The organism is Comamonas suwonensis (genome assembly GCF_012844455.2).
In the GTDB taxonomy this organism is placed as follows: domain Bacteria; phylum Pseudomonadota; class Gammaproteobacteria; order Burkholderiales; family Burkholderiaceae_C; genus Comamonas; species Comamonas suwonensis.
In genome coordinates, this window is the sequence record NZ_JABBCQ020000009.1 from 163886 (window position 1) to 190885 (window position 27000).

The 27000-nt window shown below is 58.2% G+C and carries 32 protein-coding genes, 1 pseudogene and 1 other annotated feature; of the genes and pseudogenes, 19 read left to right on the forward strand and 14 right to left on the reverse strand.

Features of this window, described 5'->3' with window-relative positions:
• The first annotated feature begins 23 nt into the window (after positions 1-23).
• From HF327_RS12145 to soxZ, 4 genes are all read left to right on the forward strand, one after another.
• Positions 24-1046 (forward strand): YeeE/YedE family protein, encoded by a 1023-nt coding sequence (locus HF327_RS12145; RefSeq protein WP_169108471.1) that lies wholly within the window; start codon positions 24-26, stop codon positions 1044-1046.
• A 446-nt stretch (positions 1047-1492) separates the two neighbouring features.
• Positions 1493-2845 (forward strand): NAD(P)/FAD-dependent oxidoreductase, encoded by a 1353-nt coding sequence (locus HF327_RS12150; RefSeq protein ID WP_169108472.1) that lies wholly within the window; start codon positions 1493-1495, stop codon positions 2843-2845.
• A gap of 139 nt (positions 2846-2984) precedes the next feature.
• A complete protein-coding gene (locus tag HF327_RS12155; RefSeq protein ID WP_169108473.1) occupies positions 2985-3473 on the forward strand; it encodes a thiosulfate oxidation carrier protein SoxY in 489 nt (162 codons plus the stop codon).
• 13 nt (positions 3474-3486) lie between these two features.
• On the forward strand, positions 3487-3822 hold the full coding sequence (gene soxZ / locus HF327_RS12160) for a thiosulfate oxidation carrier complex protein SoxZ (protein WP_169108474.1): 336 nt from the start codon (positions 3487-3489) through the stop codon (positions 3820-3822).
• Between the two features lie 71 nt (positions 3823-3893).
• Here the strand turns inward: soxZ and HF327_RS12165 are convergent, their stop codons facing one another.
• Together HF327_RS12165 and HF327_RS12170 are read right to left on the reverse strand one after the other, a co-directional pair.
• Positions 3894-4574 carry a YitT family protein gene (locus tag HF327_RS12165; protein ID WP_407927039.1) on the reverse strand — a complete coding sequence of 227 codons (681 nt, stop codon included), beginning with the start codon at positions 4572-4574 and terminating at the stop codon, positions 3894-3896.
• A gap of 325 nt (positions 4575-4899) precedes the next feature.
• On the reverse strand, positions 4900-5406 hold the full coding sequence (locus HF327_RS12170; RefSeq protein ID WP_169108475.1) for an outer membrane protein assembly factor BamE: 507 nt from the start codon (positions 5404-5406) through the stop codon (positions 4900-4902).
• 108 nt (positions 5407-5514) lie between these two features.
• Between HF327_RS12170 and HF327_RS12175 the strand changes: the two genes are divergently transcribed.
• The 5 genes from HF327_RS12175 (at position 5515) to HF327_RS12195 (ending at position 8296) form a co-directional block, all read left to right on the forward strand.
• Positions 5515-5976, forward strand: coding sequence for a hypothetical protein (locus HF327_RS12175; protein WP_169108476.1), 462 nt, complete (start codon positions 5515-5517; stop codon positions 5974-5976).
• Positions 5977-6038: 62 nt separating this feature from the next.
• Positions 6039-6245 carry a DUF3460 family protein gene (locus HF327_RS12180; RefSeq protein WP_099735876.1) on the forward strand — a complete coding sequence of 69 codons (207 nt, stop codon included), beginning with the start codon at positions 6039-6041 and terminating at the stop codon, positions 6243-6245.
• A 72-nt stretch (positions 6246-6317) separates the two neighbouring features.
• Entirely contained in the window at positions 6318-7175 is an 858-nt protein-coding gene (locus HF327_RS12185; protein WP_169108477.1) for a segregation and condensation protein A, read from the forward strand.
• A 109-nt stretch (positions 7176-7284) separates the two neighbouring features.
• Positions 7285-7923, forward strand: a complete 639-nt coding sequence (queE, locus tag HF327_RS12190; protein ID WP_169108478.1) for a 7-carboxy-7-deazaguanine synthase — start codon at positions 7285-7287, stop codon at positions 7921-7923.
• Position 7924: 1 nt separating this feature from the next.
• On the forward strand, positions 7925-8296 hold the full coding sequence (locus tag HF327_RS12195) for a 6-pyruvoyl trahydropterin synthase family protein (protein ID WP_169108479.1): 372 nt from the start codon (positions 7925-7927) through the stop codon (positions 8294-8296).
• A gap of 167 nt (positions 8297-8463) precedes the next feature.
• Here HF327_RS12195 and HF327_RS12200 read toward each other — a convergent pair whose 3' ends face one another.
• Positions 8464-9489: a porin gene (locus HF327_RS12200; RefSeq protein WP_169108480.1), complete on the reverse strand. Its 1026-nt coding sequence runs from the start codon at positions 9487-9489 to the stop codon at positions 8464-8466.
• A 349-nt stretch (positions 9490-9838) separates the two neighbouring features.
• Between HF327_RS12200 and panD the strand changes: the two genes are divergently transcribed.
• The 3 genes from panD to HF327_RS12215 all read left to right on the forward strand — a co-directional run bounded on the left by panD (position 9839) and on the right by HF327_RS12215 (position 11441).
• A complete protein-coding gene (gene panD, locus HF327_RS12205; protein ID WP_099735871.1) occupies positions 9839-10219 on the forward strand; it encodes an aspartate 1-decarboxylase in 381 nt (126 codons plus the stop codon).
• Between the two features lie 32 nt (positions 10220-10251).
• Positions 10252-10617, forward strand: coding sequence for a 5-carboxymethyl-2-hydroxymuconate Delta-isomerase (locus tag HF327_RS12210; protein ID WP_169108481.1), 366 nt, complete (start codon positions 10252-10254; stop codon positions 10615-10617).
• 131 nt (positions 10618-10748) lie between these two features.
• Positions 10749-11441, forward strand: a complete 693-nt coding sequence (locus HF327_RS12215) for a tRNA-uridine aminocarboxypropyltransferase (protein WP_169108482.1) — start codon at positions 10749-10751, stop codon at positions 11439-11441.
• Between the two features lie 6 nt (positions 11442-11447).
• Here the strand turns inward: HF327_RS12215 and yiaA are convergent, their stop codons facing one another.
• The 6 genes from yiaA to HF327_RS12240 form a co-directional block, all read right to left on the reverse strand.
• Positions 11448-11966 carry an inner membrane protein YiaA gene (yiaA, locus tag HF327_RS12220; protein ID WP_169108483.1) on the reverse strand — a complete coding sequence of 173 codons (519 nt, stop codon included), beginning with the start codon at positions 11964-11966 and terminating at the stop codon, positions 11448-11450.
• Positions 11967-12074: 108 nt separating this feature from the next.
• Positions 12075-12647 carry a DUF4274 domain-containing protein gene (locus tag HF327_RS12225; protein ID WP_169108484.1) on the reverse strand — a complete coding sequence of 191 codons (573 nt, stop codon included), beginning with the start codon at positions 12645-12647 and terminating at the stop codon, positions 12075-12077.
• Between the two features lie 50 nt (positions 12648-12697).
• Positions 12698-13327 carry an aminotransferase class IV gene (locus HF327_RS22080; protein WP_236024159.1) on the reverse strand — a complete coding sequence of 210 codons (630 nt, stop codon included), beginning with the start codon at positions 13325-13327 and terminating at the stop codon, positions 12698-12700.
• A gap of 3 nt (positions 13328-13330) precedes the next feature.
• Entirely contained in the window at positions 13331-14527 is a 1197-nt protein-coding gene (pabB, locus tag HF327_RS12230; RefSeq protein ID WP_236024160.1) for an aminodeoxychorismate synthase component I, read from the reverse strand.
• A gap of 154 nt (positions 14528-14681) precedes the next feature.
• Entirely contained in the window at positions 14682-14975 is a 294-nt protein-coding gene (locus tag HF327_RS12235) for a DUF4148 domain-containing protein (protein ID WP_169108485.1), read from the reverse strand.
• A gap of 129 nt (positions 14976-15104) precedes the next feature.
• Positions 15105-15836 (reverse strand): Crp/Fnr family transcriptional regulator, encoded by a 732-nt coding sequence (locus tag HF327_RS12240; RefSeq protein WP_169108486.1) that lies wholly within the window; start codon positions 15834-15836, stop codon positions 15105-15107.
• A gap of 208 nt (positions 15837-16044) precedes the next feature.
• Between HF327_RS12240 and panB the strand changes: the two genes are divergently transcribed.
• Both panB and panC read left to right on the forward strand, forming a co-directional pair.
• Positions 16045-16914 (forward strand): 3-methyl-2-oxobutanoate hydroxymethyltransferase, encoded by an 870-nt coding sequence (gene panB / locus HF327_RS12245; protein ID WP_169108487.1) that lies wholly within the window; start codon positions 16045-16047, stop codon positions 16912-16914.
• 64 nt (positions 16915-16978) lie between these two features.
• A complete protein-coding gene (gene panC / locus HF327_RS12250; protein WP_169108488.1) occupies positions 16979-17818 on the forward strand; it encodes a pantoate--beta-alanine ligase in 840 nt (279 codons plus the stop codon).
• Positions 17819-18174: 356 nt separating this feature from the next.
• On the opposite strand, the gene HF327_RS12255 is transcribed toward panC, so the two are convergent.
• On the reverse strand, positions 18175-18726 hold the full coding sequence (locus HF327_RS12255; RefSeq protein WP_169108489.1) for a ferritin-like domain-containing protein: 552 nt from the start codon (positions 18724-18726) through the stop codon (positions 18175-18177).
• Positions 18727-19160: 434 nt separating this feature from the next.
• Here HF327_RS12255 and HF327_RS12260 point away from each other — a divergent pair, with 434 nt between their 5' ends.
• Complete coding sequence (locus HF327_RS12260; protein ID WP_169108490.1) at positions 19161-19727, forward strand: hypothetical protein; 567 nt, start codon at positions 19161-19163, stop codon at positions 19725-19727.
• 578 nt (positions 19728-20305) lie between these two features.
• Positions 20306-20500, forward strand: coding sequence for a hypothetical protein (locus HF327_RS12265; RefSeq protein WP_198460481.1), 195 nt, complete (start codon positions 20306-20308; stop codon positions 20498-20500).
• Between the two features lie 606 nt (positions 20501-21106).
• Here HF327_RS12265 and HF327_RS12270 read toward each other — a convergent pair.
• The 3 genes from HF327_RS12270 to HF327_RS12280 are packed head-to-tail and all read right to left on the reverse strand — an operon-like array spanning position 21107 to position 22608.
• Positions 21107-21439 (reverse strand): four-helix bundle copper-binding protein, encoded by a 333-nt coding sequence (locus tag HF327_RS12270; protein WP_236024162.1) that lies wholly within the window; start codon positions 21437-21439, stop codon positions 21107-21109.
• 34 nt (positions 21440-21473) lie between these two features.
• Positions 21474-22313, reverse strand: coding sequence for an alpha/beta fold hydrolase (locus HF327_RS12275; protein WP_169108491.1), 840 nt, complete (start codon positions 22311-22313; stop codon positions 21474-21476).
• 43 nt (positions 22314-22356) lie between these two features.
• Positions 22357-22608 (reverse strand): hypothetical protein, encoded by a 252-nt coding sequence (locus HF327_RS12280; RefSeq protein WP_169108492.1) that lies wholly within the window; start codon positions 22606-22608, stop codon positions 22357-22359.
• 250 nt (positions 22609-22858) lie between these two features.
• On the opposite strand from HF327_RS12280, the gene HF327_RS12285 reads away from it, so the two are divergent.
• Positions 22859-24105 (forward strand): IS3 family transposase gene (locus tag HF327_RS12285; RefSeq protein WP_169108493.1). Its coding sequence is split into 2 segments (ribosomal slippage): positions 22859-23141 and positions 23141-24105, totalling 1248 coding nucleotides; the frame shifts between segments, so codons are not numbered across the junction.
• Positions 23140-23256 (forward strand) — a sequence feature (AL1L pseudoknot). Its footprint overlaps the gene before it by 117 nt.
• Positions 24106-24139: 34 nt before the next feature.
• Entirely contained in the window at positions 24140-24406 is a 267-nt protein-coding gene (locus tag HF327_RS22085) for a DUF883 family protein (RefSeq protein ID WP_407927041.1), read from the forward strand.
• 818 nt (positions 24407-25224) lie between these two features.
• Here HF327_RS22085 and HF327_RS12295 read toward each other — a convergent pair.
• Complete coding sequence (locus HF327_RS12295) at positions 25225-25626, reverse strand: hypothetical protein (RefSeq protein ID WP_169108494.1); 402 nt, start codon at positions 25624-25626, stop codon at positions 25225-25227.
• 299 nt (positions 25627-25925) lie between these two features.
• On the opposite strand from HF327_RS12295, the pseudogene HF327_RS12300 reads away from it, so the two are divergent.
• A pseudogene (locus HF327_RS12300) lies at positions 25926-26970 on the forward strand (IS110 family RNA-guided transposase).
• The last annotated feature ends 30 nt before the right edge of the window (positions 26971-27000 follow it).

Here is a 27000-nt window from a genome sequence, read left to right on the forward strand (position 1 = left end):
TCACCTCCTGCTTGAGGATTGATATGTTGTTGTGGTTCATTTTTTTGCTGGGTGCGGTGTTTGGCGTGGCTGCGCGGCTCGGACGGTTTTGTTTGCTGCGCGGGCTGCGCCAGCAACTGGGGCAAGACTCTGAGGTTGCCGCCGGTACAGCACCCGCCTTGCAGGCTTTTGCGCTTGCACTGGCCGTGGCTTTGCTCGCATCCCAAGGGCTTCAGGCGCTGGGCATGGTGAATCTGAGCCAGGCGGCCATTGCCCGCCCCAGCTTTTCCGTGATTGCTGTGCTGGTCGGCGGCCTGCTGTTTGGCGCGGGCATGGTGCTGGCCCGTGCCTGCGGCGCGCGTTCACTGGTACTGCTGGCGGGCGGTAATCTGCGCTCTCTGGTCACCATCGTGTTTCTGGCGCTGGGCGTCCAGCTGGCGATGACGGGTGTTTTGACGCCTGTGCGCCTGTGGCTGCAGGCGCTTGCACCCATCACGCTGACTCACCCCACCTTGCCCGCCTATCTGCCTTCTGTGAATGGATGGCTGCTGGCGCTGGCACCCGCCATGCTGCTGACTCTCTTTGCACTGCGGCGGCCAGCACTGCGCCAAAGCCCGGTACAGCTCATCAGCGCCCTGCTCATCGGCCTGCTGGTGGCGGCTGGGTGGTGGATTAGCGCGCATATCGGTGTGGACGAGTTCGAGCCGGCCAAGCTCACATCGCTGAGCTTTATCGGCCCGATTGCCGAGAGCATGCTGTATCTGCAACTTTCGGTCGGCCGCGAGCCCGGTATGGGCCTGGCGCTCACGACGGGCGTACTGGTGGGGGCTTTTATCGCCGCCCTGGTGAGCCGGACCACGCGCTGGGAAGGTTTTGAATCCACCAGCCGCCTGGGAGCCAGCGCGGGCGGTGGTTTGCTGATGGGCTTTGGCGGCGCGCTGGCAGCCGGTTGCTCGATTGGCCAAGGCCTGTCGGGGCTCAGCACACTGGCATGGGCCAGCTTTCCTGCCGTCGCAGGCATCGTGCTAGGTGCCGTTCTGACGCTGACCTTGCGCCGCCGGGCCTGAGCGCCCCGCTCATGACCACCACTTCTGCTCGCATGGTGCCGCGCGTGCTGCTCCGCAGAAGTGGCCCAGTTCGTTCGAGCCCTCAAAAACATGAGCAGCATTCGCCACTCTTCCATTGATTTTTCAATGCTTTTGTATTGTTTTTCATGCAAATAAAGCGCTGAACGCTAGCTTTTTACAACTTCACTGCAGTGAAGCACTGGGTTATGCCTTGTCTGCCTTACAACATTGCACCCTACAATTTGTAAGACACCCGCTGTTGCTGATGCCGCGTGACGGCTCAGAAAGACTCATTTTTCTTGCCCATTTTGGCTGCCGCAAGTCCTGCGCCAGCTGCCCGCAGGCATGCGTTTGTCTTCATTACCTATCGCCCCAAGCGAGGCTATGCAGTGCAATCAGCACTACCTCGTCGCCTGCAGGTGCTCACTCATAAGGAGTCTTACGACATGCAACGTCGCCACTTTTTGATAACCCCTCCCGCGCTGACACTGGGTACTGCCGCCGGCGTCCTAGGCACTCTTGCCAGCCCAGCCATGGCCGCGCCAGGCATCATCAGCAGCCAGTCGCCCATACTGCCGCGCAAGGGCAAAGGCCCGCGCATCGTCATCTGCGGCGGAGGCTGGGGCGGCATGACGGCTGCGCGCTATCTGCGCGAGCTGATCCCGAACTCGGATGTGGTGCTGCTGGAGCGCAATGCCACGTTCTGGTCCGGCCCCATGAGCAACAAGTGGCTGGTGGACATCGTAGGCACGGACTTTGTGAACCGCGACATGCTGCACCCGGCCAACCAGTACGGCTACACCTTGCTGCAAACCGAAGTCAACGGCTTTGAACGCGACAAGAAACTGGTGCGCACCGCCCACGGCCTGATCGAGTACGACTTTCTGATTCTGTCTGGCGGTATTCGCAACGATTACGAGGCCTGGTTTGGCAACGACCAACGCGCCATTGAGTACACGCGCACGCACTTCCCCAATGCCTACATCCCCAATCAGGAGATGCTGTCACTCAAGCAAAAGGTCAAAAACTTCAAGGGCGGCACACTGGTGATGACGCTGCCGCCGCCACCCCACCGCTGCCCGCCCTCGCCCTATGAGCGCGCCTGCCTGATTGCCTGGCACATCAAGAAGAACAAAATCCCCGGCAAGATCGTCATCCTCGACCCCAAGCCCAAGCTTGCGCCCATTGGCGTGGGCTACAAGCAGGCCTTCGAAGAGCTGTACCCGGACATCATCACCCACGTGCCCAATGCAGGCGTCAAGGAAGTCGACCCATTCAACAAGCAGATCAAGACGGCTGCCGGTGACTTCAAATTTGACGATGCCATCCTCATGCCCCCGCACCAGGCGGCAGACATGGTCTGGAAGGCCGACCTGATTGGCAAAGACGCCACCACCGGCAAGCCCACAGGCTGGGCCGACATGCACAACCGTCTGTTCCACGCCAAGACCGATGACCGCGTGTACTTTGTCGGCGACCTGATGGGTGCCATCTCGCCCCAGTTCGGCCACTACCCCAAGAGCGGCCACGTGGCCAACTTCATCGGCAAGATCGTCGCCCAGAACATTGCCGAGCGCGTGTCCGGCAAGGAAGTCGTGGCCCGCCTGCCCGACAACCTCTGCTACATGATGGTCAACGGCGACCCGCAGGAAGAAATCTCGGTCAAGTTTGAATACGAGGTGGACACCAACGGTCAGGTCAACCAGACCCAGATCGACATGGATGTACGCACGCCCGATCTGGTCAAGGAAGACTTTGCCTGGATCAATGGCAAGTTCAGTGATTTTTTAGGGACATAACCCCCTGAGCCGCTGATGCGACCTCCCCTAAGGGGGCGACGCCCTCGCCGCGAGGCGGCACTTTCTCGGCGTCTTTCGCTTGGGGCATGCCCGTTTAACCGCTGTTTGCTTGCAAACGGCATTCGATCAAAGAAGAGACATGTTCAACCACACCACCCGTAGAAGTCTGGTTCTGGGCGCGGCGGCCGCAGGGGCCAGTCTGGCGCTGCCTGCGACTGCTCTGGCGCAGGCCAAGGCGCCGCTGGTCGGGCCTCTGGCCCCTAACCCTGTCGAGTTTCAAAAGCAGATCGCCCAGTTCACCGGCAAGGCCACACCACAAACCGAAGGCCTGCTGCTGGATGTCCCCGTGCTGGCCGACAACCCCAGCGCCGTGCCCGTCAAGGTCAAGGTCACACTGCCCATCACCGAACAAGACTGGTGCGAAGAAATCGTTGTACTGGCCGAGCTGAACCCCTCTCCCCTGTCTTGCCGCATGCAGTTCACCGCAGCGGCTGGCACGGCTGAGGCGGCAATCCGCATTCGCCTGTCACAGTCGCAAACCGTGCATGCCATGGCACGCATGAAAAGCGGCAAGGTACTGGTCGTCAAGCAGGCAATTACCGTGGCCGCCAGCGGCTGCGGCATGTGAGGGAGTCCCACCAATGAGTCAAGCCAAACCCCCTCGCGTCTGGGTCAGCAACGCCACCCCCAAGAAGGGCGAAGTGCTGCGCGTGCGCGCTCAGATGGAGCATGTGATGGAAAGCGGCCTGCGCACCGACCCGGCCACCGGCAAGGTGCGCCCCCGCAATATCGTCAACCGCTTTGAAGCCAGGCTGGGCAACACCTTGCTGTTCAGTTGGGAGCCCGGTATTTCGATTGCTCAGAACCCCTATATCGAGTTCACCTTTCTCGCCCGTGAAAGCGGCGAGCTGAACATGGTCTGGAAAGATGAGCAAGGTCAGACGCTGAGCGCGCAAAAGACGATCACCGTCGCCTGATCTCCGCCGATCACAAAAAAGCCCCGCCCGGTTTGCACCGTGGTGGGGCTTTTGTTTAAGAGCCAGCAACCTCAATTGCCCTGATAACGACCCGGGCGGTGGCTGATCCACAGGAACATACTCATGATGACCGCCGCCAGCACCGAGTACGCCACGCGCTCCAAGGGCACCACGGCCAGCGCCAGCAACACCACGGTGCAATCAATCATCATCTGCACCTTGCCGGCGCGAATACCGTAGCGGTCTTGCAGATAAAGCGACACGATGGTCGCACCGCCCAGACTGGAATGGTGGCGCGCCAAAAACAGGCAGCCCGAGCCCATGAGCAGGCCACCGGCCACAGCGGCATACAGCGGGTTCAGGTAGTCAATATGGATAAAGCGCGGGCCCACGTCAGCCATCAGCGCCAGCATGGCGACCGAGACAAAGGTCTTGATCGTGAACTCTGCCCCCATGCGCTTCCAAGCGAACCAGTAAAACGGAATGTTGATGACGAAGAAGGTCGCACCAAACGGCAACCCCGTCACGTAGTGCAGCAAGAACGCAATGCCCGCCGTGCTGCCCGTCAGCAGTCCCGCCTGAGCAAACAGCATCATGGTGATGGAGACAAACAGCGAACCTGTGAAGAGTGCCTGCGCGTCCTCAAAACGGCCATGGCGCAAAGCGGGGCCTGAAGATGCTGAAACGGCAGCAGCAGCATCGACGCTGCTGACTAGGCCAGAGTTGGCGGGGGAAGATAGCGGTGTGGACATGTCGGGTAAGACAGCAAAATTGGTGCCCAGAGTCTCGATAAAGACCCAAGGCCAAGCGGCGCGGATAACACCGGGTAACCCCTTAATTTTACGAATGAAGCCATGTCCTGCGCGCATTATTTGCTGCAACGCAACAATTCTTTGAGGGCTTTTCGACTGATTTCTTTAGGGCTTTTTCAAGCTTTTTAGCTGCCTGGCGCTTACGCATAAAGCGCTAATAGCTATCAAAAACAAAGCATTCGCATGCCAAGGCCATGAAAAAAGCCACGACTGTAATCACGCAGCCGTGGCTTAGAGACGTTCCGGCAAGCGGCCAGCTCTTTGATCAGCCGCGCGGCTCGTCAGGCAGGCGCTCGCGGCTCAGCGTGCGCAGCACCCGGCCGTCAGGGCCGAAGGTGACGGTGAATTGCATCTCACGGTTGGGCGGGTCGATATAGTTCCAGTCCCAGTCCGTTTCCTGCTTGAGCTTGAACGTCATCATCTTGGCGGGCTTGCCCAGCATGCGGCGCACTTCGTTTTCATCCATGCCCGGCACAATTTTGGCAAAGACATGCGGGGCCAGCACTTGGCGCAAAGCGCTCATCTTGCCGTCAGTGCCAATCGTGATCATGTAGTTCTTGGCACCTGCTGGCTGGCGGTTGTACTCAAAGGTGCGCGAGCCATCCTCTTCGCTCCAGACCCGCTCGGGCTCGCCAAACTGGGCGCGCACATCTGCTTCGGTGGAGAGGCCTTCCTCCAGTTCTTTGATCTTTTGCTCATCGCAGCCGACCAGGGCCAGAGTGCTGATCGCCGCAGCCGCCAGCGCAGCCGTCACACGGGAAAATAGTTTCATGGGCATGAAGCATTAACGATTGCCAGACAGAATGCGGATTCTGACAGCAAGCCACCCACGCAAGCGCAACAGTTTTGCAAGCGCTTGTCAAAAAAGGAGCCCTCTCTCGTGAGCACAACCATAGAGCAATTGTTTTCCCAATTTACCCGCGCCGCCCAGGCCGCCCAGGAGCAACAAGACAAATGGCTGATCATCGACCCCGTCTACGAGCATTTGGAGACACTTCAGGCCGCTGAGCTGGACCAGGTCCTGCCCCATATCCTGGCACTGATTGAAGCCTACCCCGAGCTGGACTACGGCGGTCCGGGCCCGTTCGGCAGCCTGATCGAGGAGCATCCCATGGCGGCCTACACCCCAGCCTTGCTGGCATCGCTGGAGCGCCAGCCCAGCGTCCAGGTGATCGGCTGGCTGGACCGCACCATGGGCGTGGACGAAGACTTCCAGCGCGGCGACCCCAGCCCGGTCGGGCCTGACGAATTTTCCGCCGTGCTGGAGAAAATCATCACTTCGCCGCTGGCTTCCGACGGCTGCAAGGAATTCGCACAGGTCTGCCTCAACGATCTGAAATAGCCGCTCAATCGGCTTGCGCCCGCGACCGGCTAAAATCGACGGATCTGAGAGGTTTTACGAATATGTCTTTCTTCCGTCGCCCCGACTACCGTTCCGACACCACCAACTTCATCAACGACCTGAAGAAGCAAAAGCCCGAGCTGGAGCAGCAACAACTGGCTGGCCGCGCCCTGCTGTGGGACAAGAACATCAGCGCCGAGGTCTGGGATGATCTGCGCGCTGGCCGCGTGGAGCAAAACTCCTACGTCTACCAGACCAACCACTCCTGACTCTTCTTCAATGAAATCAGCCTCCTGCGCTTATATATCAAGCGCTCTCAGCTCTATATTTCATAGCAAGCAATGAGCGAGGCTGAAGACCAGGCACTGTTGCCAGGCCAAGGCCTGGACACACTTGACTCGACACCTTCGGTTATCGACCAGGTGGCTTTGGCACGCCTGTATGGCGAGCCACTGTTTGCGCTGCCGCAGGATTTGTATATTCCGCCGGAAGCGCTGGAAGTCTTTCTCGAAGCCTTTGAAGGCCCACTGGACTTGCTGCTCTACCTGATCCGCAAGCAGAACTTCAACATCCTCGACATCCCCATGCTGGACGTCACGCGCCAGTACATGGCCTATGTCGATGAGGTGCGCGGTCGCAATCTGGAGCTGGCCGCCGAATACCTGCTGATGGCCGCCATGCTCATCGAGATCAAATCTCGCATGCTGCTGCCACCCAAGAAGCAGGAAGGCGGCGAAGAAGCCGAAGACCCCCGTGCCGAGCTGGTGCGCCGCCTGCTGGAGTACGAGCAGATCAAGCTCGCCGCACAGCAACTGGGCCAAGTCCCCACGTATGGACGCGACTTTCTCAAGGCCACGGTTCATATCGAGCAAAGCCTGCAGCCGCGCTTTCCGGATGTGGAGATCGGTGAGCTGCAAGCCGCCTGGCGCGACATTCTGAAGCGCGCCAAGCTGGTGCAGACCCACAAGATCACGCGTGAAGAGCTCTCGGTGCGCGAGTACATGAGCCAGATCCTCAAGCAGCTGCAAGGCCAGCGCTTTGTGGAGTTTGAACGCATCTTCAATCCTGAAAAAGGCTCGACAGTGCTGGTGGTGACCTTTATCGCCATGCTGGAGCTGGCCAAGGAAACGCTGATAGAGATCACCCAGGCCGAGGCCTATGCCCCTATTTACGTGCGGCTGGCCTATACCCCGGTGTAATTGATACCCCCTGAGCGGCTGCGCCGCTTCCCCCGGGGACGACAGCCTCGCTGCGCGGCGGCGCTTGCTTGCTGTCTCTGACCTGGGGTGTGCGAATTTTGGATTCAACATGACATACAGCGTCAAAGAAATTTTCTATACCCTGCAAGGCGAAGGTGGCCAGGCTGGCACGCCCGCCGTGTTCTGCCGTTTTGCGGGCTGCAATCTGTGGACCGGCCGTGAACAGGATCGTCCCAGCGCCATCTGCCAGTTCTGCGATACCGACTTTGTCGGCACCGACGGCACGCTGGGCGGTAAGTTCACGACAGCCGATGAGCTGGCCGAGCGCATTCTGGCCCAGTGGCCCGCCAGCGACAGCCAGCACCGCATGGTGGTGCTCACCGGCGGCGAACCTTTGCTGCAAGTCGATGAAGCGCTGATTGCCGCTCTGCACGCACGCGGCTTTCGCATCTCTGTCGAAAGCAATGGCACGGTGGCTGCGCCCCAGGGCATTGACTGGCTGTGCATCAGCCCCAAGGCGGGTGCCGACTGGATTCAGCGCAGCGGTCAGGAGCTGAAACTGGTCTGGCCCCAGCCCACGTTTGATCTGGAGGCCATTGAGGCCAGCACCCAGTTCAGCCATTACTTTCTGCAGCCCATGGACAACGTCCAGCAGGCCAGCAACATCGCCACCTGTATTGAGCAAAGCATGCAGCGTCCCAAATGGCGTCTCAGTCTTCAGACGCACAAGCTCACTGGAATTCGCTGAAATGCAATTTACCGTTCACCAGCGTTTTTTCTTTGATGCGGCCCATACGCTGGAGCGCGCTATCGAGACTGAGAGCAGCCGCCGCATTCACGGCCACACCTATCACGCCGAAGTCAGCGTGACGGGACCCCGCAATGCCGACAACGGCATGGTCATCGACCTCGGCCACCTGCGCGCGCGCCTGGAGCTACTGCGCGACCAGCTCGACCATCACTTTCTCGACGAAATTCCCGGCCTGGGCAAGCCCACGCTGGAGAACCTCAGCCTCTTCATCGCCAACGCCCTGTCTGATCTGCAACCCGCTCCCAGCAGAATCCGCGTCTGGCGCGACAGCATCGGCGACGGCTGCGTGCTGGATCTGCGCACGGATTGAGAGCGATGCCGCCAAGCGCGGCATCATCTCCACAAAAAAGGCCCCGCTGATGCGGGGCCGCTTGCTGGAGTCTGAAGGCTTCCCCACCCGGAGGCCAAACCCTGCAAGCTCTGTTTGTATGCGAGGCCACTGCATGCGCTGCAGCAACCTCGGCAGCGCTGACGCGCTTAGAAGTTGTGGCGCAGGCCGATTTCGTAGCCTGTCATGCTCTTGCCCACCACGGGCGTGGGGCTCAGCGAAGAGCCCAGCTTGCGACTGGCCTTGTCATCATTGCTCATGCGTGCCACTGCCGCATAGATTTCAGTGCGCTTGGACAGCTTGTAGCCATAGCCCAGCGCCAGACGCTGTGAGTCCGCATCGCTTTGCTTCTTGTCCTTGTACCAGGTGTAAGCAGCACGCAACTCGCCAGCGCCCAGAGGCATCTTCACGCCCACGCTGTACAGGTCCACACGCTTGTCGTTGCCGCGCTCGGAAGCCAGCAGCAGCATGGGAGTGAGCACGCCAAAGTCGTAGGAAGCGCCAATATTGAAGGTCTTGTAGTCCACGCCAGCTGCGGCGGTGCCACCTCGGGAAATTTCGTAGGCTGCAGCCACATTCACGGGGCCGTTGGCATAGCCCAGGCGCAGACCGGTGTTGCTGGCTAGGCTGTTGTTGCCGGACTGCTCGCCGAAGCTGTGCGTCACTTGGCCGTAAACGCCGCCCAGCTTGGGCAGCAGATAGCTGATGCCGTTGGAGACACGCTTGGGGTTAGAGCCTTCGGCGGTACCGCCAGCGCTGGTAATCAGATTGTGGCCGCTGATGGCACCCATGCCGGTGTCGCCAAAAGCGTGAAAGGTTTCCAGATTCTGGTAGGCCGGCGTCTTGTCGCGACCCAGACGCACTTCACCGAAGTTGCCCGTCAGGCTGACCGTGGAGCGACGGTCAAACTTGAAGCCGGAAGCCGTGCCGTCATCGACGCTCAAGCTGCCCTCGAGCCAGAAGCCTGCTTTCAGGCCGCCACCCAGATCTTCCACACCGCGAAAGCCCAGACGGCTGCTGGAGTTGCCGCCATTGGCCAGGCCGGACACGCTCTTGGTCGAGGTGGAGATATGAGCCACCGAAACATCGGCCACGCCGAAGACGGTGACGCTGGATTGGGCCATGGCACCGGCAGAGACGGTCAAAGCGGCAAGGGCGAGGAATGTTCGTTTCATGCTGTTCACTGTGTTTATGAAAATGAGAAGTCCTTGCAAGGCGTAAATGGCGGGCTTAGAAGCTCGACCCCGCCCGGGACTGAAGTCATTAAACAAAGCGAAGATGAAACATTAGTTACAACCCTGATGTTTGCAACAAAACAACAATTTCATGAGCCCTTGCTCCGCCAGTCTTCGCAGACCGTTGCCACGGCTATCGACAACGGGAATGCAGTTAGACGACATTTCTCTGTCAATGCCCTCAGAGGACTACATGGGTTTTCCCGATCGCATTTAGACTTGCGTGGTTTTTTGCAAGCACAGGCCTGCACCATTCAAAACGCGCAAAGCGACCCAGAGAGACAAACCCATGTTCCGCACCCTGCTCAAATCCAAGATCCACCGCGTCAAGACCACGCAATGCGAGCTGCACTACGAAGGCTCCTGCGCGATTGATGAAGACTTGCTGGACGCCGCCAATATTGTCGAAAACGAACAAGTCCATATCTGGAATATCGACAACGGCGAGCGCTTTGTGACCTACGCTATCAAGGGCGAGCGCGGCACTGGCATGATCTCCGTCAATGGCTCCGCAGCGCGCCGCGCCAGCGTGGGCGACTTGCTCATCATTGCCGCCTTTGCCCAGGTACATGAAACAGACGTGGCCGAGCACCAGCCCCAACTGGTGTTTGTGGACGACAGCAACAAGCAAGTCGAGCTGCGCCATAAAGTACCGACCCAGATGCTGTAAATACGGCACCCGTTTTTGAGTGAAAGAACACCATGCCTCATCTGCATATTGAATACACCGACAACCTGACCGGCCTGAACGAGCGCGAGCTGATGCGTGAAGTCAACGCCGTGGTCTGTAATCACCCCACCGTGACCGACGAAGCCGATGTGAAATCGCGCATTGCACGCCTGAACATGGGCAACGTCTACATCGGCAACCAGCCCGATAACCGCGGTTTTGTGCACGTGCAACTACAGCTGATGGCAGGCCGCAGCACAGAAGCCAAAAAGCAAATGTCCGATGGCATCGCCGAAGTGCTGCGCCGCCTCGTACCCCAGCCTGCTGACCTGCATGTGCAGCTGAGCGTGGACGTGGCCGACATGGATAAGGCCACCTACTTCAAGGGCCGCCTGTAAGGCTTCAGCCCTTACCACCTCAAACCAACGCCCGCAGCCTGCGCTTGCGGGCGTTGTTGTTTCAGGGGCATTGATTTAAGGAAAAAAATGCCTCTACCCTATATCCATAAAGCGTAAGAAGCTCTCAAATCATGAGCAAAACCGTCCAGCGCCCTCGCTGTCCCAACTGCCACCGTGCACTAAGCACCTGCATTTGCGCGCTGGCACACCCGGTGGAGCATCAGGTCGAAGTACTTATCCTCATGCACCCCATGGAAGTCCATGAGGCCAAGGGTACAGGCCACTTGCTGCACCTGTGCCTGCCCCATAGCCGGGTTTTGGTGGGCGAACAGTTTGATACCCAGGCGCTGCAGCAAGCTCTGCAAGGCAGCTGGGATGGACAAGCCCCGCGCCAGAGCCTGCTGCTCTACCCCGACACGCACGAGCAAGATGCGACGCTGGGCCTTGCGCAGGCCAGCGCCCTACCCCAGTCCTGGCCCCTGCCGCCCGAGCAATTGCGACTGGTCCTCATCGACGGCACCTGGCGCAAAAGCCGCAAAATGCTCTACCTCAACCCAGCCCTGCAAACCTTGCCACGTGTAGCGCTGCAGGATGTGGGCGATTCTGGCTACGCCATTCGCAAGGCTCACCTACCCGGTCAGCTCTCCAGCTTTGAAGCGGCTGTGCTGGGCCTTGCACAGCTGCAGAACTGGCCGCTGGATGCCGCGGCCCCTGCAGCGCTCAACCAGGTCTTTGCGCAGTTTGTGGCACGTCAAATATTGCTGCAGAACGTAAATCAGGTGCCGGTCAGGGCACCTGATGAGGTGGGTAAAGCGCAGGAGTGAAGCGGTTCAGCGGTTGTTGGCAGCGATATCTTGCGCATCCGCAGCCTTGGCAGGGTCTGCGCTCACCAGCGTCGGGCCGTTGCGCTCGCCCTTGCTGCGCTTGAAGCTTGGGGTTTCATCATCCGCACCCAGGTTGTCGCGGGTGTTCTTCTGCACGGCAATGGCACCAAACAAGGCCAGCGCAAAAGCCATGCCGTAAAAGCCTTTTTCGCTCAGCTGCAGCGTGGCATTGAACAAGCCCGTGCCCAGCAGCAGCACCGCAATCAGCAGCGCCACCCAGCTGATGCCGTAGTAAATGCCGGTCACGGCTACGCCCTCCAGCCGGTCACGCACCACCTTTTGCAAAGAGATGGCCGAGTAAAGACCGAGCACCAGCACCGCGAAATAAAAGCCTTTTTCATTGAGCTGCATGCTGGCATTCCACAGCCCGGCCATGAAGGCAGCAATACCCAGCAACAGCGCAGCCCAGGAAGCACCAATGAAGGCAGAAGAAGGCTTGTGGCTTGAAACGGCTTGGGAGTTCATGGTCTTGCCTCAAAAGTTGCGGTGAATGAATAGTAGAAAGCTCAAACGTCCAATCGGCCACATTTCTTATCGGGTATCGTTTAAAGATACCAGAAGCGCACTTTCAACCTAATCTTCCGGATCTTCCTCTTCCCCATCCATGGCGGCATTGAGCTCGTCCTGCACATGGGGCGGCATGCCATCTTCCCAGCCTTGCTCGTCGACATAGGCGTAGATATCGGGCTGCGTTCCGGGCACGGCTTCAAGCATGATGGGGGGAATGGCCCACATGGCATCGCTGCCCTTGACGGCCTCACTGGTCCAGTCATAGCCGGGATGCTTTTCCTTGCCCGTGGGGGATGCCAGGTCATTGGCCGGATCCCAGCCAATGGTGGCAGGCGCCAGATTGCCGTCTGCAAAGCGCTGGCTCAGGGCCTGCACCCGCGCCCAGCCTTTGCGGTTGATGCTGGGGACCTTGTCTTGCGACTCGTAATGCTGAAAGTAGCCGGGCTGCTGGTACCAGTACAGCGCTTTGGCCACGGCGGGCTCTAGCTTGGGATACTTGCTGATCCAGTCCGCCAATGCGCTACCGTTGTCGTAGTTCATGGTAGTGACTACGGCCAGCCACTGCATGGGGGTCGCGGTGGCCAAGAACTCTTTCATCAAGTCCAGATACAGCCCATTAAAGTCTTCGTCTTCCATGGTTCAGACTCCTCCCGGTTGGCAGAGGCACCCACGATAACAAACACAGGCTATGCAATCAAACGCGCATCCAGCCAGCCACGCAGGCTATTCACAAAGGCCCAGTCGGTAATGCGACGCAAGTCGTCAATCACCACCACCTTTTCCACCAGCCGTCCCTGCGACAACGCGAGCGCCCGGCCCACACCCGGCAACAGACCGCATTGCAGCGCCGGAGTCACCCACTGGCCATCCAGCTGCATGGCGATGTTGCCGCGCGTGCCCTCGGTAATCTGACCGTTTTCATTGAAAAGCACGGTGTCAAACACCTCTGCGCTTCTGGGCTCAAACACCTCGTAATGGTGACGCACCGAAGTCTTGAAGCGCACCACATCGCTTTGCGCCACCGCATTCAAAATGGGTTGGCGGGCCAGTTGCAGCTTGACAGGCTCGGCGCTGGGCAAGAGCTGGGCCACCGTGAACTGCACCGCACCGGTGAAGGACAGCGCCAGTCGCACGCGCCACTGCCCCTCTTCATGCTTTTGCGCCAGCTGGGCCATATCGCTTTCCAGCTGCATTTGCATCAGCGGGTAGCGAAAGTGATGGGCCGTAATCTGCAGCCGCGCCCAGTGCAGCGGCCAGTTCTGCCAGCGGCCATCCTTGAGGGCCAGCGTTTCGAGAATTTCAAAATGCGTATTCATGCTTTACCCCTGGCCTGCCTCTTCCAGCCCACGCAGAAAAACCTGCTTGTGCTGCCACTCCATCCATTCATCGCCCGCGTTGGCGCTGGCCGTAATGCCGCTGCCAATGCCACAGCTCAACTGCCCGGCTTGCAGCACCACGGTGCGAATGGGCACATTGAACGTGGCGTGAATGCGCCCAGCCACAGCGCCCGGCCGCACCACACCCAGAGCACCACAGTACACACCGCGCGGCTGGGACTCCAGCTCGCGGATCAGCCGCATGGCCTGGCGCTTGGGCGCACCGGTGATGGAGCCGCAGGGGAACAGCGCGCCAAACACATCGACCAGCCGCACGCCTGCGCGGGTGCGCGCCACGACATCAGACGTCATCTGCCAGACCGCTGGCAGGGCCTGCACCTGAAACAGCTGCGGCACCTTCACGCTATGCGGCTCGGCGATACGCGAGAGGTCGTTGCGCAGCAAATCCACAATCATCACGTTCTCGGCCCGCTCTTTGACGGACTCACGCATGGTCTGCGCAGCCAGTACATCGGCCTCGGGCGTCTGACCACGGGCGGCTGTGCCCTTCATGGGGCGGGTCAGAATCTGCTCACCATCCCAGTCAAAAAACAGCTCGGGCGATACGGACAGCACCTGCATATCACCACTATCCACCAGCGCGGCATACCCCCCGGGCTGAGCCTGCTGCAGGCGTGCAAACAGGCCCTCGGCCAGCGCGGATGAATTGAGCGACGCAGCCCCCGCAAGCTTTGCAGACAACGGGGCGGTGTAGTTAATTTGATAGCACTCACCGGCGGCAATAGCGGCATGAATGCGCGCAATATGCGCATCAAACTGCTCGCGGCTCAGGGCGGTTTGCCACTGCACGGGCGGGGTGGGCCGAGGCTTTGGTTGTGGCTTTGGCGCGGCTTGCGCCGTAAGCGGGGCGGCATGTACGCCAAACCAGGCCAGTGGCTGGCCGGGCACTGCGCTGTGCACCGTCTGGGCATAGGCCCCATCAAAGGCACTGGCCGCTTCATACGCCAGCCAGCCTACGCACCATTGGCCTTGTTCGGCGGCTCGCTGCACGGCCTCAAGTATGGCGGGCACCTCCTCAGGGCTGTGCGCCTGCAGGACTTTTTCAGGCACGCCAAAGCCATGCTGCAGGCGGGCTGCATCGGCCTGTCTGGGTGCGGTGAAGTCAAGAACGGTTTTCAAGTCAAATCGCCTGCAAGCGCAGTATCAATATGCGCTGAATGCTATCAAACTTGCTATATCCATGGAGGTGATACTGCCGCCATAAAAAAGCGCGCTGCAAGCATCAAGCCTCCAGCGCGCATCCACCAAGGAAACAATCTCTATCGTCTCAGGCTTATTTGGCACCCGACTGGTACTTGGCCACTGCTTCTTGGTAGGCGGGGCTGGCCAGCAGGCGCTGATATTCGGCATAGGCCTTGCGGTAATCGGCACTGGACTCGACTTCGATATAAGCCGCAGGTGTGGGCAGATAGCCCAGACCGGCACGCTGATACATCTCCAGATCAGCCATCACTTCGGCACGGCTTTTGCTGGAGGCAGCAGCAGTCTGGGGCATGCCCTGAGCCATGGCAGCGGCAGTGCTGGCGGTCAGAACAAGAGCAGTCAACAAACGGGTAGCGGAGCGCATATCAATCCTTTCAGTCGTAAAAGCTGCAAGGCTTGATGGCTTCGCAGCGGTATGACTGAACTATGCGTGCTATCCCGAAAGCCGTCTGTGCGTTTTCTCACGCAAAAACCAATTTCAGCATATGAAAAATCAGCGTGTTTCTTCGAGTAAAACACGCAAGCCATCAACACGGCAGATACGCAGGTTGCGCCCCTCGCGCTGCAGCAGGCCCAAGCGCGTCAGGCGCGACATCTCCCGCGCCACCTCCTCGCGGCTGGTGCCCAGCATCAGCGCCAGATCGCTTTGCCGGGGCGCGGGGGACAGCAGCGCCTCATCGTCATCAATGCCCACGGCTTCGGCCCGCTCCAGTAACTGGGCCTGCAGACGGCCTCGCACCGACAAAGTCCCTAGGCTGACCACGCGCCGGGCCAGCACGCCCGTCAACTCGTTCAGCCGCTGAATCACGGCACGCATGACCTGAACATCGCTCATGATCAGTGCTTCTAGCTCTGCATTGGATAGCGAAGCGACCAGACTGGCCTCGGTGGCCTGCACTTCTACTGCCACATTGCGGGGCGGCTGCGCAGCAAAGGAACCAAAGAAAAAGCCCGGCCCCAGATAGCCCACAATCATGGCCCTCCCGCTGACGCTGTGCCCTGCCACACTCAGCTGCCCATTGATCAGCATGTAAATGCGCCGGTCGGTATAGGCCCCCAGCAGCACCTGCCCTGCCTCCAGTCTGTGCCAGCGGCATTGCCCGGCAAGCACCGCCAGTTTCTCGTCAGACAGCGAATCCAGCCAGCTGACGCCGCGCAGCCCCTGCCAGGCCACCGAGGGAGCAGGCGCAGAAGCGAACGGAAACGGGGACTCGGCCATGGACATGAACCACCTTGCGCGGATGAAATGGAAACAGGAATACGCGCACGGCCACGCCATGCACAAGCAGACCAGCATAGTACGGGCACTGACGGCTGCCATACCCCGTTTGTACTTGGCGCTGCACCGCAGCATGGCATAGACTCGCGGGCAAATTGGCACACCGACTAGTATGTCGCGCTGAACCAGAAACAGATCATCAGGAGACAACACCATGACCGCCACCGGCACGCCTTACGGCACCATCCCCCCCTCTTCGCCCCAGCCACAGCGCCGCCCCATCAGCCTGCCGCGTCTGGCGCAGATGCGTGCTGCGGGTGAGAAAATCACCATGCTCACGGCCTACGACGCCACCTTTGCCGCCGTGGCCGATGCTGCCGGTGTGGAGTGCATTCTGGTCGGTGACTCACTGGGCATGGTTTGCCAGGGCCTGCACAGCACCGTGGGCGTGACAGTGGCCGACATGGCCTATCACACCGCCAGCGTGACCCGCGGCCTGCACCGTGCCCAGGCTACCGCCTGGGTGATTGCCGATATGCCGTTTGGCAGCTACGCCGAAAGCCCCGAGCAAGCCATGCGCAGCGCCTGCGAGTTGATGCAGGCTGGTGCCCACATGGTCAAGTTGGAAGGCGGCGGCTGGACGGCGCACATTGTCCGTTTTCTGGTCGACCGTGGCGTGCCCGTCTGCGCCCACCTGGGTCTGACACCGCAAACCGTGCACGCACTGGGCGGCTACCGCGTTCAGGGCAAAGACGAGCAAGCCGCTGCCACCCTGCGCCAGCATGCGCTTGAGCTGCAAGATGCAGGTGCCGCCATGCTGGTGCTGGAGATGGTGCCCGCCGCCCTGTCAGCCAAGCTCACCGAAGAGCTGAAAGACTGCCACACCATAGGCATTGGCGCGGGCAACGGCACGGCCGGTCAGGTTCTGGTACTGCACGACATGCTGGGCGTGAACCTGGGCAAGATGGCCAAGTTCGTCCATAACTTCATGGCCGATGCTGGCAGCGTCAAGGGCGCGATGGAATCCTATGTGCAGGCTGTGAAAAACGGCACTTTCCCCAATAACGCGCTGCACGCCTGGTAAATCAAGGGCATCACGCTCACCTTTTCTGCTCTTAGACCTCTGTTCCCCGACTTCTGTTTCAGTCATGCAAATCGTTCACACCATCGCCGACCTGCGCGCCGCCCTTGCGGGCCGCGGCCGCCCTGCTTTTGTGCCCACCATGGGCAATCTGCATGAAGGCCATCTCTCTCTGGTTCAGCAAGCCCGCCAGCATGGCGATGTGGTCGTGGCCAGCATCTTTGTGAACCGTCTGCAATTTCTGCCACACGAAGATTTTTATAGCTACCCACGCACGTTTGACGCGGACTGTGCCAAGCTGGAAGCCCAAGGCTGCGACATCGTCTTCGCCCCCAAGGAAAAAGACCTGTACCCCGAGCCACAAACCTTCAAGATCCAGCCCGACGCCCAGTTGGCTGACATTCTGGAAGGGCACTTTCGCCCCGGCTTCTTCACCGGTGTGTGCACCGTGGTCATGAAGCTGTTTCAGGTCGTCTTCGCCACCACCGGCGGCGGCGTGGCCGTGTTCGGGAAAAAGGACTATCAGCAGCTGATGGTGATTCGCCGCATGGTGCAGCAGTTTGCGCTGCCCATTGAAGTCATTGGCTGCCCCACCACCCGCGCGGGCAGCGGTCTGGCACTCAGCTCACGCAACGGCTACCTCAGCGACGAGCAGCGCGTGCAAGCCATGGCGCTGTCGCAAGCCCTTAAAGCGCTGGCCGATGCCGCGCGCCAAGGCGGTGATCTGGCGGAACTCGAAGCACGAGCCATGGCCGACCTGCGCGCCAAGGGCTGGGAGCCTGACTACCTCACGGTGCGCCAGCGCAGCAACCTGCTGACGCCAGCGGACGCCACCACCGGCGACCTCGTCGCACTGGGCGCTGCACGACTGGGCAGTACACGCCTGATCGACAACCTGGAGTTTTAAAAATTTAAGCTCCCCCTGTGGCGCCTTGCGTCCTCCCCCTCTCTCGCTTTGCGGGAGGGGGACGACATCCTGGCTACGCGGCGGTGCTTGCTCGATGTCTCTGATGTCTCAGGCTCGCCCTGTGGCGACGATTCGCTAGATTTTGGAGAGTGGTCGAGGACTTCTACCGGCCAAGAGCGGTCGGCCACCGCTGGCTCCCGAGCGACGGCGTTTAGCTGAAACCAGCCATCAAGCTTTAACGGCTCGATGACAAGGATTCGATGCAAAGCAAACCTCAGTGACCGTGTTAGCTAGCTGCTGATTGCCCTTGAGGCCATGAAAGTTAGTCCAGCATGATGAGCGAATACATCGATCTGCTATTTGTGCATCCAATCGGATAGCTCGTCAGCGTGTTCCTGTTCCTGTTCAAGGATCTGCTCAATCAGACGGCGGGTGGTGTGATCTTTATCTCCGATCAAGGCAATCATCTGTGTATAGACCTCGATAGCGACACGTTCAGCAACGAGGTTCGCCCGAATCATTGAGTGCAGGTCGAGCTGCTCATCGTAGTCAGCGTGACTGCGGTCAACAAGCGAAGCGGGATTGAAGTCAGGCTCGCCACCTAGCTGAACAATGCGCGCAGCTATTCGATCGGCATGGGACTGCTCCTCATTAGCATGCACGAGAAATTCATCTGCAATAGCTGGTGAGGACAGTCCGGTTGCCGTGAAGTGGTGACGCTTGTAGCGGAGAACGCAGACCAGCTCGGTAGCCAGCGAGTCATTTAGCAGCCGGATGATGTCCTCGCGCCAGGGGCTTTTTTCTTCAACGACGGCTCCATCATCCAGGCTGAGCTTGGCTCTTTCTAGCGCTTCGATATCGATCTCCAGCTTCGCGTGAGTGTGTGTCCTTTGTGCAATTTTGGTCATACGTGGGCCTCTAAGTTATGGGGCAAACAGAAAAAGACTGCCAGCTCCAGCTAGTGGGCGGCCAGCCGCGTAAGTTCAAAGTAGATTGCATCGCCACGCATGTCTGTGAGACAAGTTCGCATATGTCTCGGTGAAGTGCAATTCAATGTTTAAGGCGCTCCTCGCCTTGCTCGACAGAGGTTGGAATCATTCCTTCTTCACAACAGATGACTTCGCATGCTCGAACCGGAAAGACCTTCGGATGGCCTACGTAGGTGCAAACCCACCCTCATTTTTAGGTATGCCTGACGCAGCCATCGGCCTACAAGTTCTAGAGTCAAAGTTCGCCCTGCACAACAGAGGAGCACGCCCTGGCATCGCCGCCGTTGCGTGGGATAACGATCTATTGCGTATGTCTGAAGGCATCGTGATAACAACCTGAAAAGGAAAGTGTCATGAAGTTCAACCCTAAGCTGGCTATCGTTTACGCTGCAGCCACGCTGGCTACATCAGCTTTCGCACTGACTCCCGCCGAACACTCGGCAGAAAAGGACCGTATCAGTGCAGAGTACAAGGCAGCCAAAGAGCAATGCAAAGCCTTGAAGGGCAATGCCAAAGATGTCTGTGAAGAGCAGGCTAAAGGCGTCGAAAAGGTATCGTCAGCAGAGCTGAAATACAAAGTCGAACCTAACGAAAAGAACCAGTATGCGGTCGCCAAAGCAAAGGCTGATGCTGACTATGGAGTAGCCAAGGAAAAATGCGACGACTTCTCTGGCAACTCGAAAGATGTGTGTCAAAAAGATGCAAAATCCGCTCATGTGAAGGCGCTTGAGTCCGCGAAAGTTTCTGAAGTTCGCAAAGATCCGTCTTCAAAGCCAGGTGACATCGCAAACGCAAGAAAGGACGCTAACGAGAAAACCATGGAAGCGGACTACAAGGCTGCCAAGCAGCGATGCGACCCGCTGTCCGGTGATGCCAAAGATGCTTGTATAGCGGATGCCAAGAGGCGATTCGGTCAATAAGCTAACGCGATGAAAGCGTAAAGGCGGAGCTTCATGCTCCGCCTTTTTCTTGTGAGCTTGTGGGCTCACGCCAATCTCGAAGCAGGAGATTTTGAAGAGCCTGACCAGCCTTTGCGTCGAAAAAATTTTGCGCGGAACACGGCCGACGAAGCCAGGACTCGAATGTCACGTTTGCCAGTGTTGAAGCGAATTTTTCAGTGAGAGCTCATTCGCCTGTTGACGGTGTACCTCATTCAAACGCCAGGCTTGGAGTGCTCTGCCTGCAGCCTTGTAAGAGCACCTGAGGTGCTGCAGGAGCGGAAAATACCCAACAAAAAGCCCACAGTAGCGGGCGAATTCTCAGGGGCATATCAAGTAGTCTTGCAGCGTTTGCAGTCAATGCATTTGAATACTTGGCGATGGTTTGGTTTCCTCACCCAGTTGCCGCTTATTGCATTTGCACTGTTGCTGATAGAAGTTTGGACTCTTGATAGGTTGCCCCATCTGCAGCGGCCAGTAAAGACTCCGATACTGCTTGTTCATCCAAGAGCGGCCAGTATCTTGATGTCCACTGGAAGCGTTGTCATGATCTATTTGGCTTGTTGCTGCTTCTTCTGATCTTGCGGCTGCCCTGGCTGTTGCTGCTTTGGGGCTTGCTGCTCATGCTGCTTCTTTTGCTGATCTGCGGTGTGTTGGTCTTGTTGGTTCACGTTGTTCCGCTGGTTGTTTTGCTGTTGCATAACTCTAGTCCTTCGGTCGTAGTGAACAACAAGCGGTTGCTTGCTGTGCTTTAAGCATGAACCTTCACAAAAAACCACTTTGTAGGAAGTCACTGACCAAACCTGTCTTTTGTAACGTTGATCGTCACCGACCAAGGTCTGCCATTTACTTGCGTCTGCAGTGACAGTAAGGTCAGGATGAAATCGAAGGAGACAGGCAATGAAATTCTTGACTGCGACCGGCCCTGATGCCCCCAATCTGCCCCCATTGAATGATCCGAGTCAACCTCCAGGCGTGCCACCGAAGCCTAAGCCCATCGATCCACCTCAGGAAGTCCCTCCCGTAGAGCTTCCTCCAGAGCCAGCGCCTCAGCCTTAATGGAGACTAAAGATGCCAAGAGGAGACAAATCCAAGTACACGGACAAGCAAAAACGCCAAGCTGCTCATATCGAAGAGAGCTATGAGAAGCGGGGAACGAGCGAAAAAAAAGCCCAAGAGATCGCATAGGCTACGGTCAACAAAGAATCTGGCGGTGGGAAGAAATCCGGCTCAGGCAGAGCCAATGCCAAGCCCAAGCAATAGTAACGCCGGCTCAGCACGGTGCGCATCAAACAGAGCGTTGTGGATGGCTCGCAGTCTGTGAGACTTGAACAATTCTTTTAGTGGTTACTGGCTCCGGATCAATGGATCATTGCTACGCAAGCTGCAGCACACTTTCTGCAAGCAAGCGCGCAAGCTTGACAGTGCTGATGAGTGTGCCGCTCACATTCATTGGCACACGCCAGACAAATCTCGGCGCAAAGACGACAGATCTGCTTGGCTGGCTCACTGTTGCGAGCCATGGACGACGCAGCAAGACGGCAGATCGCTGCGCAGTCAGTATCAAGCATGATGCAGCGAGTCATCAGCTGCACATCACTTTCTTTAAGACATGCCGCGAAGCATAAGTCGCAAGCGACAGCACAAGCGTTGCATTCATCAATGCAGGATAGATAGGGGTTGGTTGAAATCAAAGCGGACTCCTTTCAAGGTATCAAGGAAAGAGGCTCAGTGAGCCGCTATGAAGTCAATCAGTGCCCGGTTGAACTCCTTAGCATGCGAGAGGTTGCAGCCGTGCGGACCGTTCTTGATGATGTGTATTTCACTGCCTTTCACTGCATCATGGGTTCTCGCCCCGCTGACCTCCAGAGGAACAATGCGGTCACTGTCACCATGAATGATGAGTGTCGGCACATCAATTTTCTTCAGGTCATCACGGAAGTCAGTTCGCGAGAAAGACGCAATGCAGTCATGGGTTCCCTTCGGCGAAGCAAATGCTGCAATTGTTTTGGCATACTCGCGCTGTGCTTCACTGACCAGCAAGGTTCCGTCCGGCTTCGAGAAGAACTTTTGTGTGAACTCGTCGAGAAAATTCAGGCGATCTTTGAGGACTGCCTCTTCCTTCATCACAATGTCCTCTTCAGAGACTGCTCCCTGCGGATTCGATTCGCACTTGAGCAGAAATGGAGGGACAGCAGCTGCGAACACCGCGCACCGGATAGAGGCTGTGCCGTAGGCACCGATGTAGCGAGCAACTTCACCGCCTCCCATGGAGAAGCCCACCAAGCAGACGTTCTTCAGCTTGAGCACTGTGATGAGCTCATTGAGGTCACTGGCCAGTGAGTTGTAGTCATAACCATCCCAAGTTTGAGACGAGGCGCCAAAGCCGCGTCGGTCATAGGCGATGACTCTCAATCCGGCATCCACCAGATCGGCAACCTGAGGCTCCCAGGTGCGTCCGCTTAGCGGCCAGCCATGAATAAGCACAACGGGCGGACCACTACCAAAATCTTGATAATGCAGTTGTACTAGTTTGGATTGGGATTGGGAAAGTTCAATATATGGCATGGGATTTCCTGCGTAGTTACGGCGATACAAGAACGGTGCGGGGCTAGGTCGATCTTCGGCTTGCCAAGGGGCGGCCATCACTGGCCCGGGCATCTGTATCAACCAGACCTTTCTTGAGGTCCTTGTGAGCTTGCTTCATCTCAGGGTGGGCATTGACTCTGGTTGCGTGCAATGACTGATCCCGCTCGTGCGGCAACTGAGACTCGTTGCCAGGCGCCCTCGCATCACTCTTCTTTGCGAGATTCACTTTGGCTTCGTCGGGGCTGGCCACGGTCAAACGGTCTTTTGGCTTCATAAGCGCCTCCTTTCGAAAGCTCAGTCTGGTGTACTGACAAAAGCTGCCGTGTAGTCCATACGACAAGACATGTTTGGAGTTGTTAATGAAGTGTTGAGATGATGCTGTCCAACTCCCGAATTCAAGACTGATTTGCCTGAATTCGCTTGCCAGGACAAAACTTCGGATACCACCACGGGGCGGGCATATGCTGTGCCGATCTGAATCACACCGGCTTCCGTGGAGGCTCAACTCCTGAGAGGATTGAGTCATGAACACTAAAGCTGCTCGTTTTAGCCCAGAGGTACGTGAACGTGCCGTACGTTTGGTGCAGGAATGCCAAGCGGATTACGCATCACTGTGGGGTGCGTGTGAATCGATTGCCCCCAAGATAGGTTGCTCGGTCAGCACCCTGCATGGGTGGGTGCAGCGCAAAGAAATAGATGCAGGCCAACGGCCAGGGTTGACCACGGATGAACGTGAGCGACTCAAGCAACTGGAGCGAGAGAACAAGGAGCTGCGCCGTGCCAATGACATCCTCAAGGCTGCGAGCGCTTTTTTTGCGCAGGCGGAGCTGGACCGTCGCATCAAGAGCTAATTGACTTTGTAGACCAGTATCGCGATGCCTATGGGGTCGAGCCAATTTGTAGGCTGCTGCAAATTGCCCCATCGGGCTACAGGCGCAGGGTTCAGCAAAGAAACTGCCCGTGGCTGCGCTGCAAGCGCAGCCAATCGGATGAAGAACGTTGCAGTCATATTCAACGGGTGTGGCACGCTAATTGGCAGGTGTATGGTGCCGTCAAAGTTTGGAAGCAGATGCACCGAGAAGGCTTACCCATTGCCCGCTGCACAGTGCAACGCCTGATGCGCAAGCTGGGCCTGGAAGGCGCAAGGCGTGGCAAGAAGGTGCGCACAACCCGTCCAGACACAACCAGGCGATGCCCGCTAGACCTGGTCAACCGGCAGTTCAAAGCCCACCGGCCTGACCAACTTTGGGTCGCAGATTTCACCTATGTATCTACATGGCAAGGGCAGATGTTTGTGGCCTTTGTGATTGATGTGTATGCACGCCGCATATTGGGCTGGCGGGTCAGTAGCCACATGCGCACGGACTTTGTGGTTGATGCGTTGGAGCAGGCGCTGTATGCAAGGCGGCCTTCAAGTGACACGGAGCTCATTCATCACTCCGACAGGGGCAGTCAGTACGTTTCCATTCGCTACACAGAACGTTTAGAAGAAGCTGGCCTGATGCCTTCGGTGGGTAGCACTGGAGATTCCTACGACAACGCTCTGGCCGAAACCATCAACGGACTTTACAAAACGGAGGTCATCCACAAGCGAGGCCCATGGAAAACAAGGGAATCACTGGAGCTGGCAACGCTGCAATGGGTGCACTGGTTCAACCATGACAGGCTGCTGGAATCCATAGGGCATATACCGCCAGCGGAAGCTGAGGCAAACTACTGGCGGCAAGTTGCCAATACCGTGCAGGCTAACGCCTGCACTTCAACAAACTAGCCTCCACCAAACCCGGTGCGATTCAGCCGCTGACATCTCTAGCGATCTGAGTCAACTGCTAGACGACTTGAAAGAAGTCTTGACTACTAAAGGTCGTGAGACAGAGCCGGCAGCATCAATGCTCTTAAACAAAGCAGCATCAACGCTGGAGAAAGTGAGAGCCGCTTCGTCAAATGCGATTTCCGAATCCAAGGCTGCTGCGGAGGCTACTGACGCCTACATACACGACTCACCTTGGCGCGCAGTTGGCGGTGCACTGGCCGTTGGAGCACTGATTGGCTTGGTGCTCAGTCGGAGGTAATGCCTGTGTACGACTACTACGGCGTGCTGTAGATCTGGTCCGCACACAGTAGCGCTCTTGCCGTGAGCGCTTTACACCAGCCGCCTCCGTCAGCGCGGCGCTTTCAAGGAGTTTGTTATGACTGGCAATCAGCATTCCGAGTCCAATAAGCCGGAACATTGCGCTAACGACAAGTCCTCAGATAACAAGGCATCTGAGCCGACAATCATTGCGGAACAAGATAGGCAGTCACCCACAGGTCCAAAACACATACCTGCCGACTTCACGGCTGCCAGCGCGCCGCCAGCGCCACCTGAACAGCCTGCCAATCCACGACCGTCACAGCAACCGGAATATCCAGCTGATCCGATGGACCCTTCGGATCCCAACAGCCCGAATCCGATTGAGGGAGGAAGAGAAGAGCTGTTTCCCGCAGAGCCATCAAGGCGGCAGCCACCCAATGAGTAACTTTTTATTTGCTGAGGACGCATTTGTACCCGAGCAGCTTTGCTCAGGAAGAGTGGATCTGGATCCAAGCAGTATCGGTGTTCAAATGACCGCTATTGAATAATTAGCAATAGGTCCAGCGCCAATCTGGGCTGCAACAATTGCTGTGCAGCAGACATCCAGAGCCGAAACACGAACGACCACAACGGGTCGATCGCAGGTCTTCCCCAATTACCGCTAACCAGCATGCAGATTTGCTGCCAAACTTCGTCCAGATTGCCTAGTGTCGAGTGACCGCTCCCGCCGAAAGCAGACGCTGGCTGGCAATCCTGCTAGCGACCGTAATGGGTCGTTTTCCGACGCTCCATTCGAGCCCCCTTGCCCAGCCTTACTCAACACTGATAAGAACCCACAGAGCACTGGCTAAGCAGCGAGCGCAGCTCCAGCCCCTCTCCCTTTAGCTCGCACAACAGTCCACCCGCAAACTCCAGCTCCAGCGTAAAGACGGCATCGCTTTCAAGCGGCATGGGCAGGCCGCGCAGGCGCTGCCCGTCCAGCATCAACTGCGCCTGCTGCACGCGGCCTATGGCGGTCAATATTTCAGCAAAATGAGGCTCTGGCGCTTTATTGGCATCAGCTACCTGCTTGCAAATCAATAGCAAAGGCTGCCACAAACCCTCACCAGCGCCGGTGCGGCCTGCGTCATACAAACGGGCGGCTGAGAAGCGGATATGCAACGCATCGCCGTGCAGCGTGACCTCGGCGACTTCGGAATCTTCAAACTCAAAAATCATGCGGCCAAGCATAACGGGCGGCAGGAAGGGGAGCGGGCTGGCACCTGCGCAACAGGTGCTGGGCCCAGCCCCGCGCATACTGCTTGGTCTTTAGAGCAGCTAACGCAACCCTTGATAAGTCGTTACTTTGCCTTGTCGTACGGCTGTACTGCCTGCGGCTTCGTGCCTTGTCTCAAACTCAAACCTGCGGTTTGCTGGGTTGTGTTAGCCAATGGAATGGACGCCCCTCCTTTACCGGAGCACAGTGCGCGCTCTGTCACAGCTGTGGCTCAGCCCTCATTCACCACTAGGAGTCCATCATGCAAGCGACGACCATCGGTATTGATCTGGCCAAGAACATCTTCCAAGTACACGGCGTGGATGCGCATGGAAAGAAGCTCTTCAACAAGGCTTTGAAGCGCGAGCAGATGGCGACCTTCTTCGTCAACCTGCCTCCTGCTCTGGTGGGCATGGAGGCCTGCGGTAGCGCACACCACTGGGCGCGTAAGCTCCAGAGCATGGGGCACACCGCTCGGCTGATGGCTCCGCAATTCGTCAAGCCGTACGTCAAGGGCAACAAGCACGATGCAGCGGATGCCGAGGCCATCTGTGAGGCCGTCGCTCGCCCCACCATGCGTTTCGTGCCCATCAAGAACGTGGAGCAACAGGCGGTGCTGTCGATGAACAGGGTGCGTCAAGGCTTTGTTCGTGCCCGCACAGCACAGGCCAATCAGATCCGGGGCCTGCTATCGGAGTTCGGCCTGATCGTTCCGCAGGGCATAGCGCACATCACCAAACGCGTGCCCACTTTGATCGAGGATGCCAGCAACGAGTTGCCAGGCAGCTTCCGTATCCTGATGGATCGGCTGCTCGAGCACTTCAAGGCGCTGCAGGCGCAGATCCAGCAGCTCGAAGCCCAGATCCTCGCTTGGCACCGTAGCAATCCGGCCAGCAAACGACTCGAACACATACCCGGCATTGGTCCGATCACTGCCAGCGCATTGATTGCTTCGTTGGGAGATGCCCGAAGCTTCAAGGATGGCCGGCAGGTTGCAGCTTGGCTGGGCTTGGTTCCAAAGCAGCATTCCAGCGGCGGCAAACAGAATCTGCTGGGCATCAGCAAGCGTGGCGACACCTACCTGCGCACCCTCCTCATCCAGGGCGCTCGATCAGTGGTCTATCACGCAGACCAGCCCAATCGAGAGTCAGCAAGTGCGACATGCCAATGGGTCCGCGGGGTTGCACAAGCGGCGCAACAAAAACATCGCTGCTGTGGCTCTGGCCAATAAGAATGCGCGGATCTGCTGGGCACTGCTGGCGGGAGACAAGAACTACGAAGAGCGAAGCCAAGTAGTCAGCGCGTGAATAATTGGACGTAGCAGTCGACACCCAGCG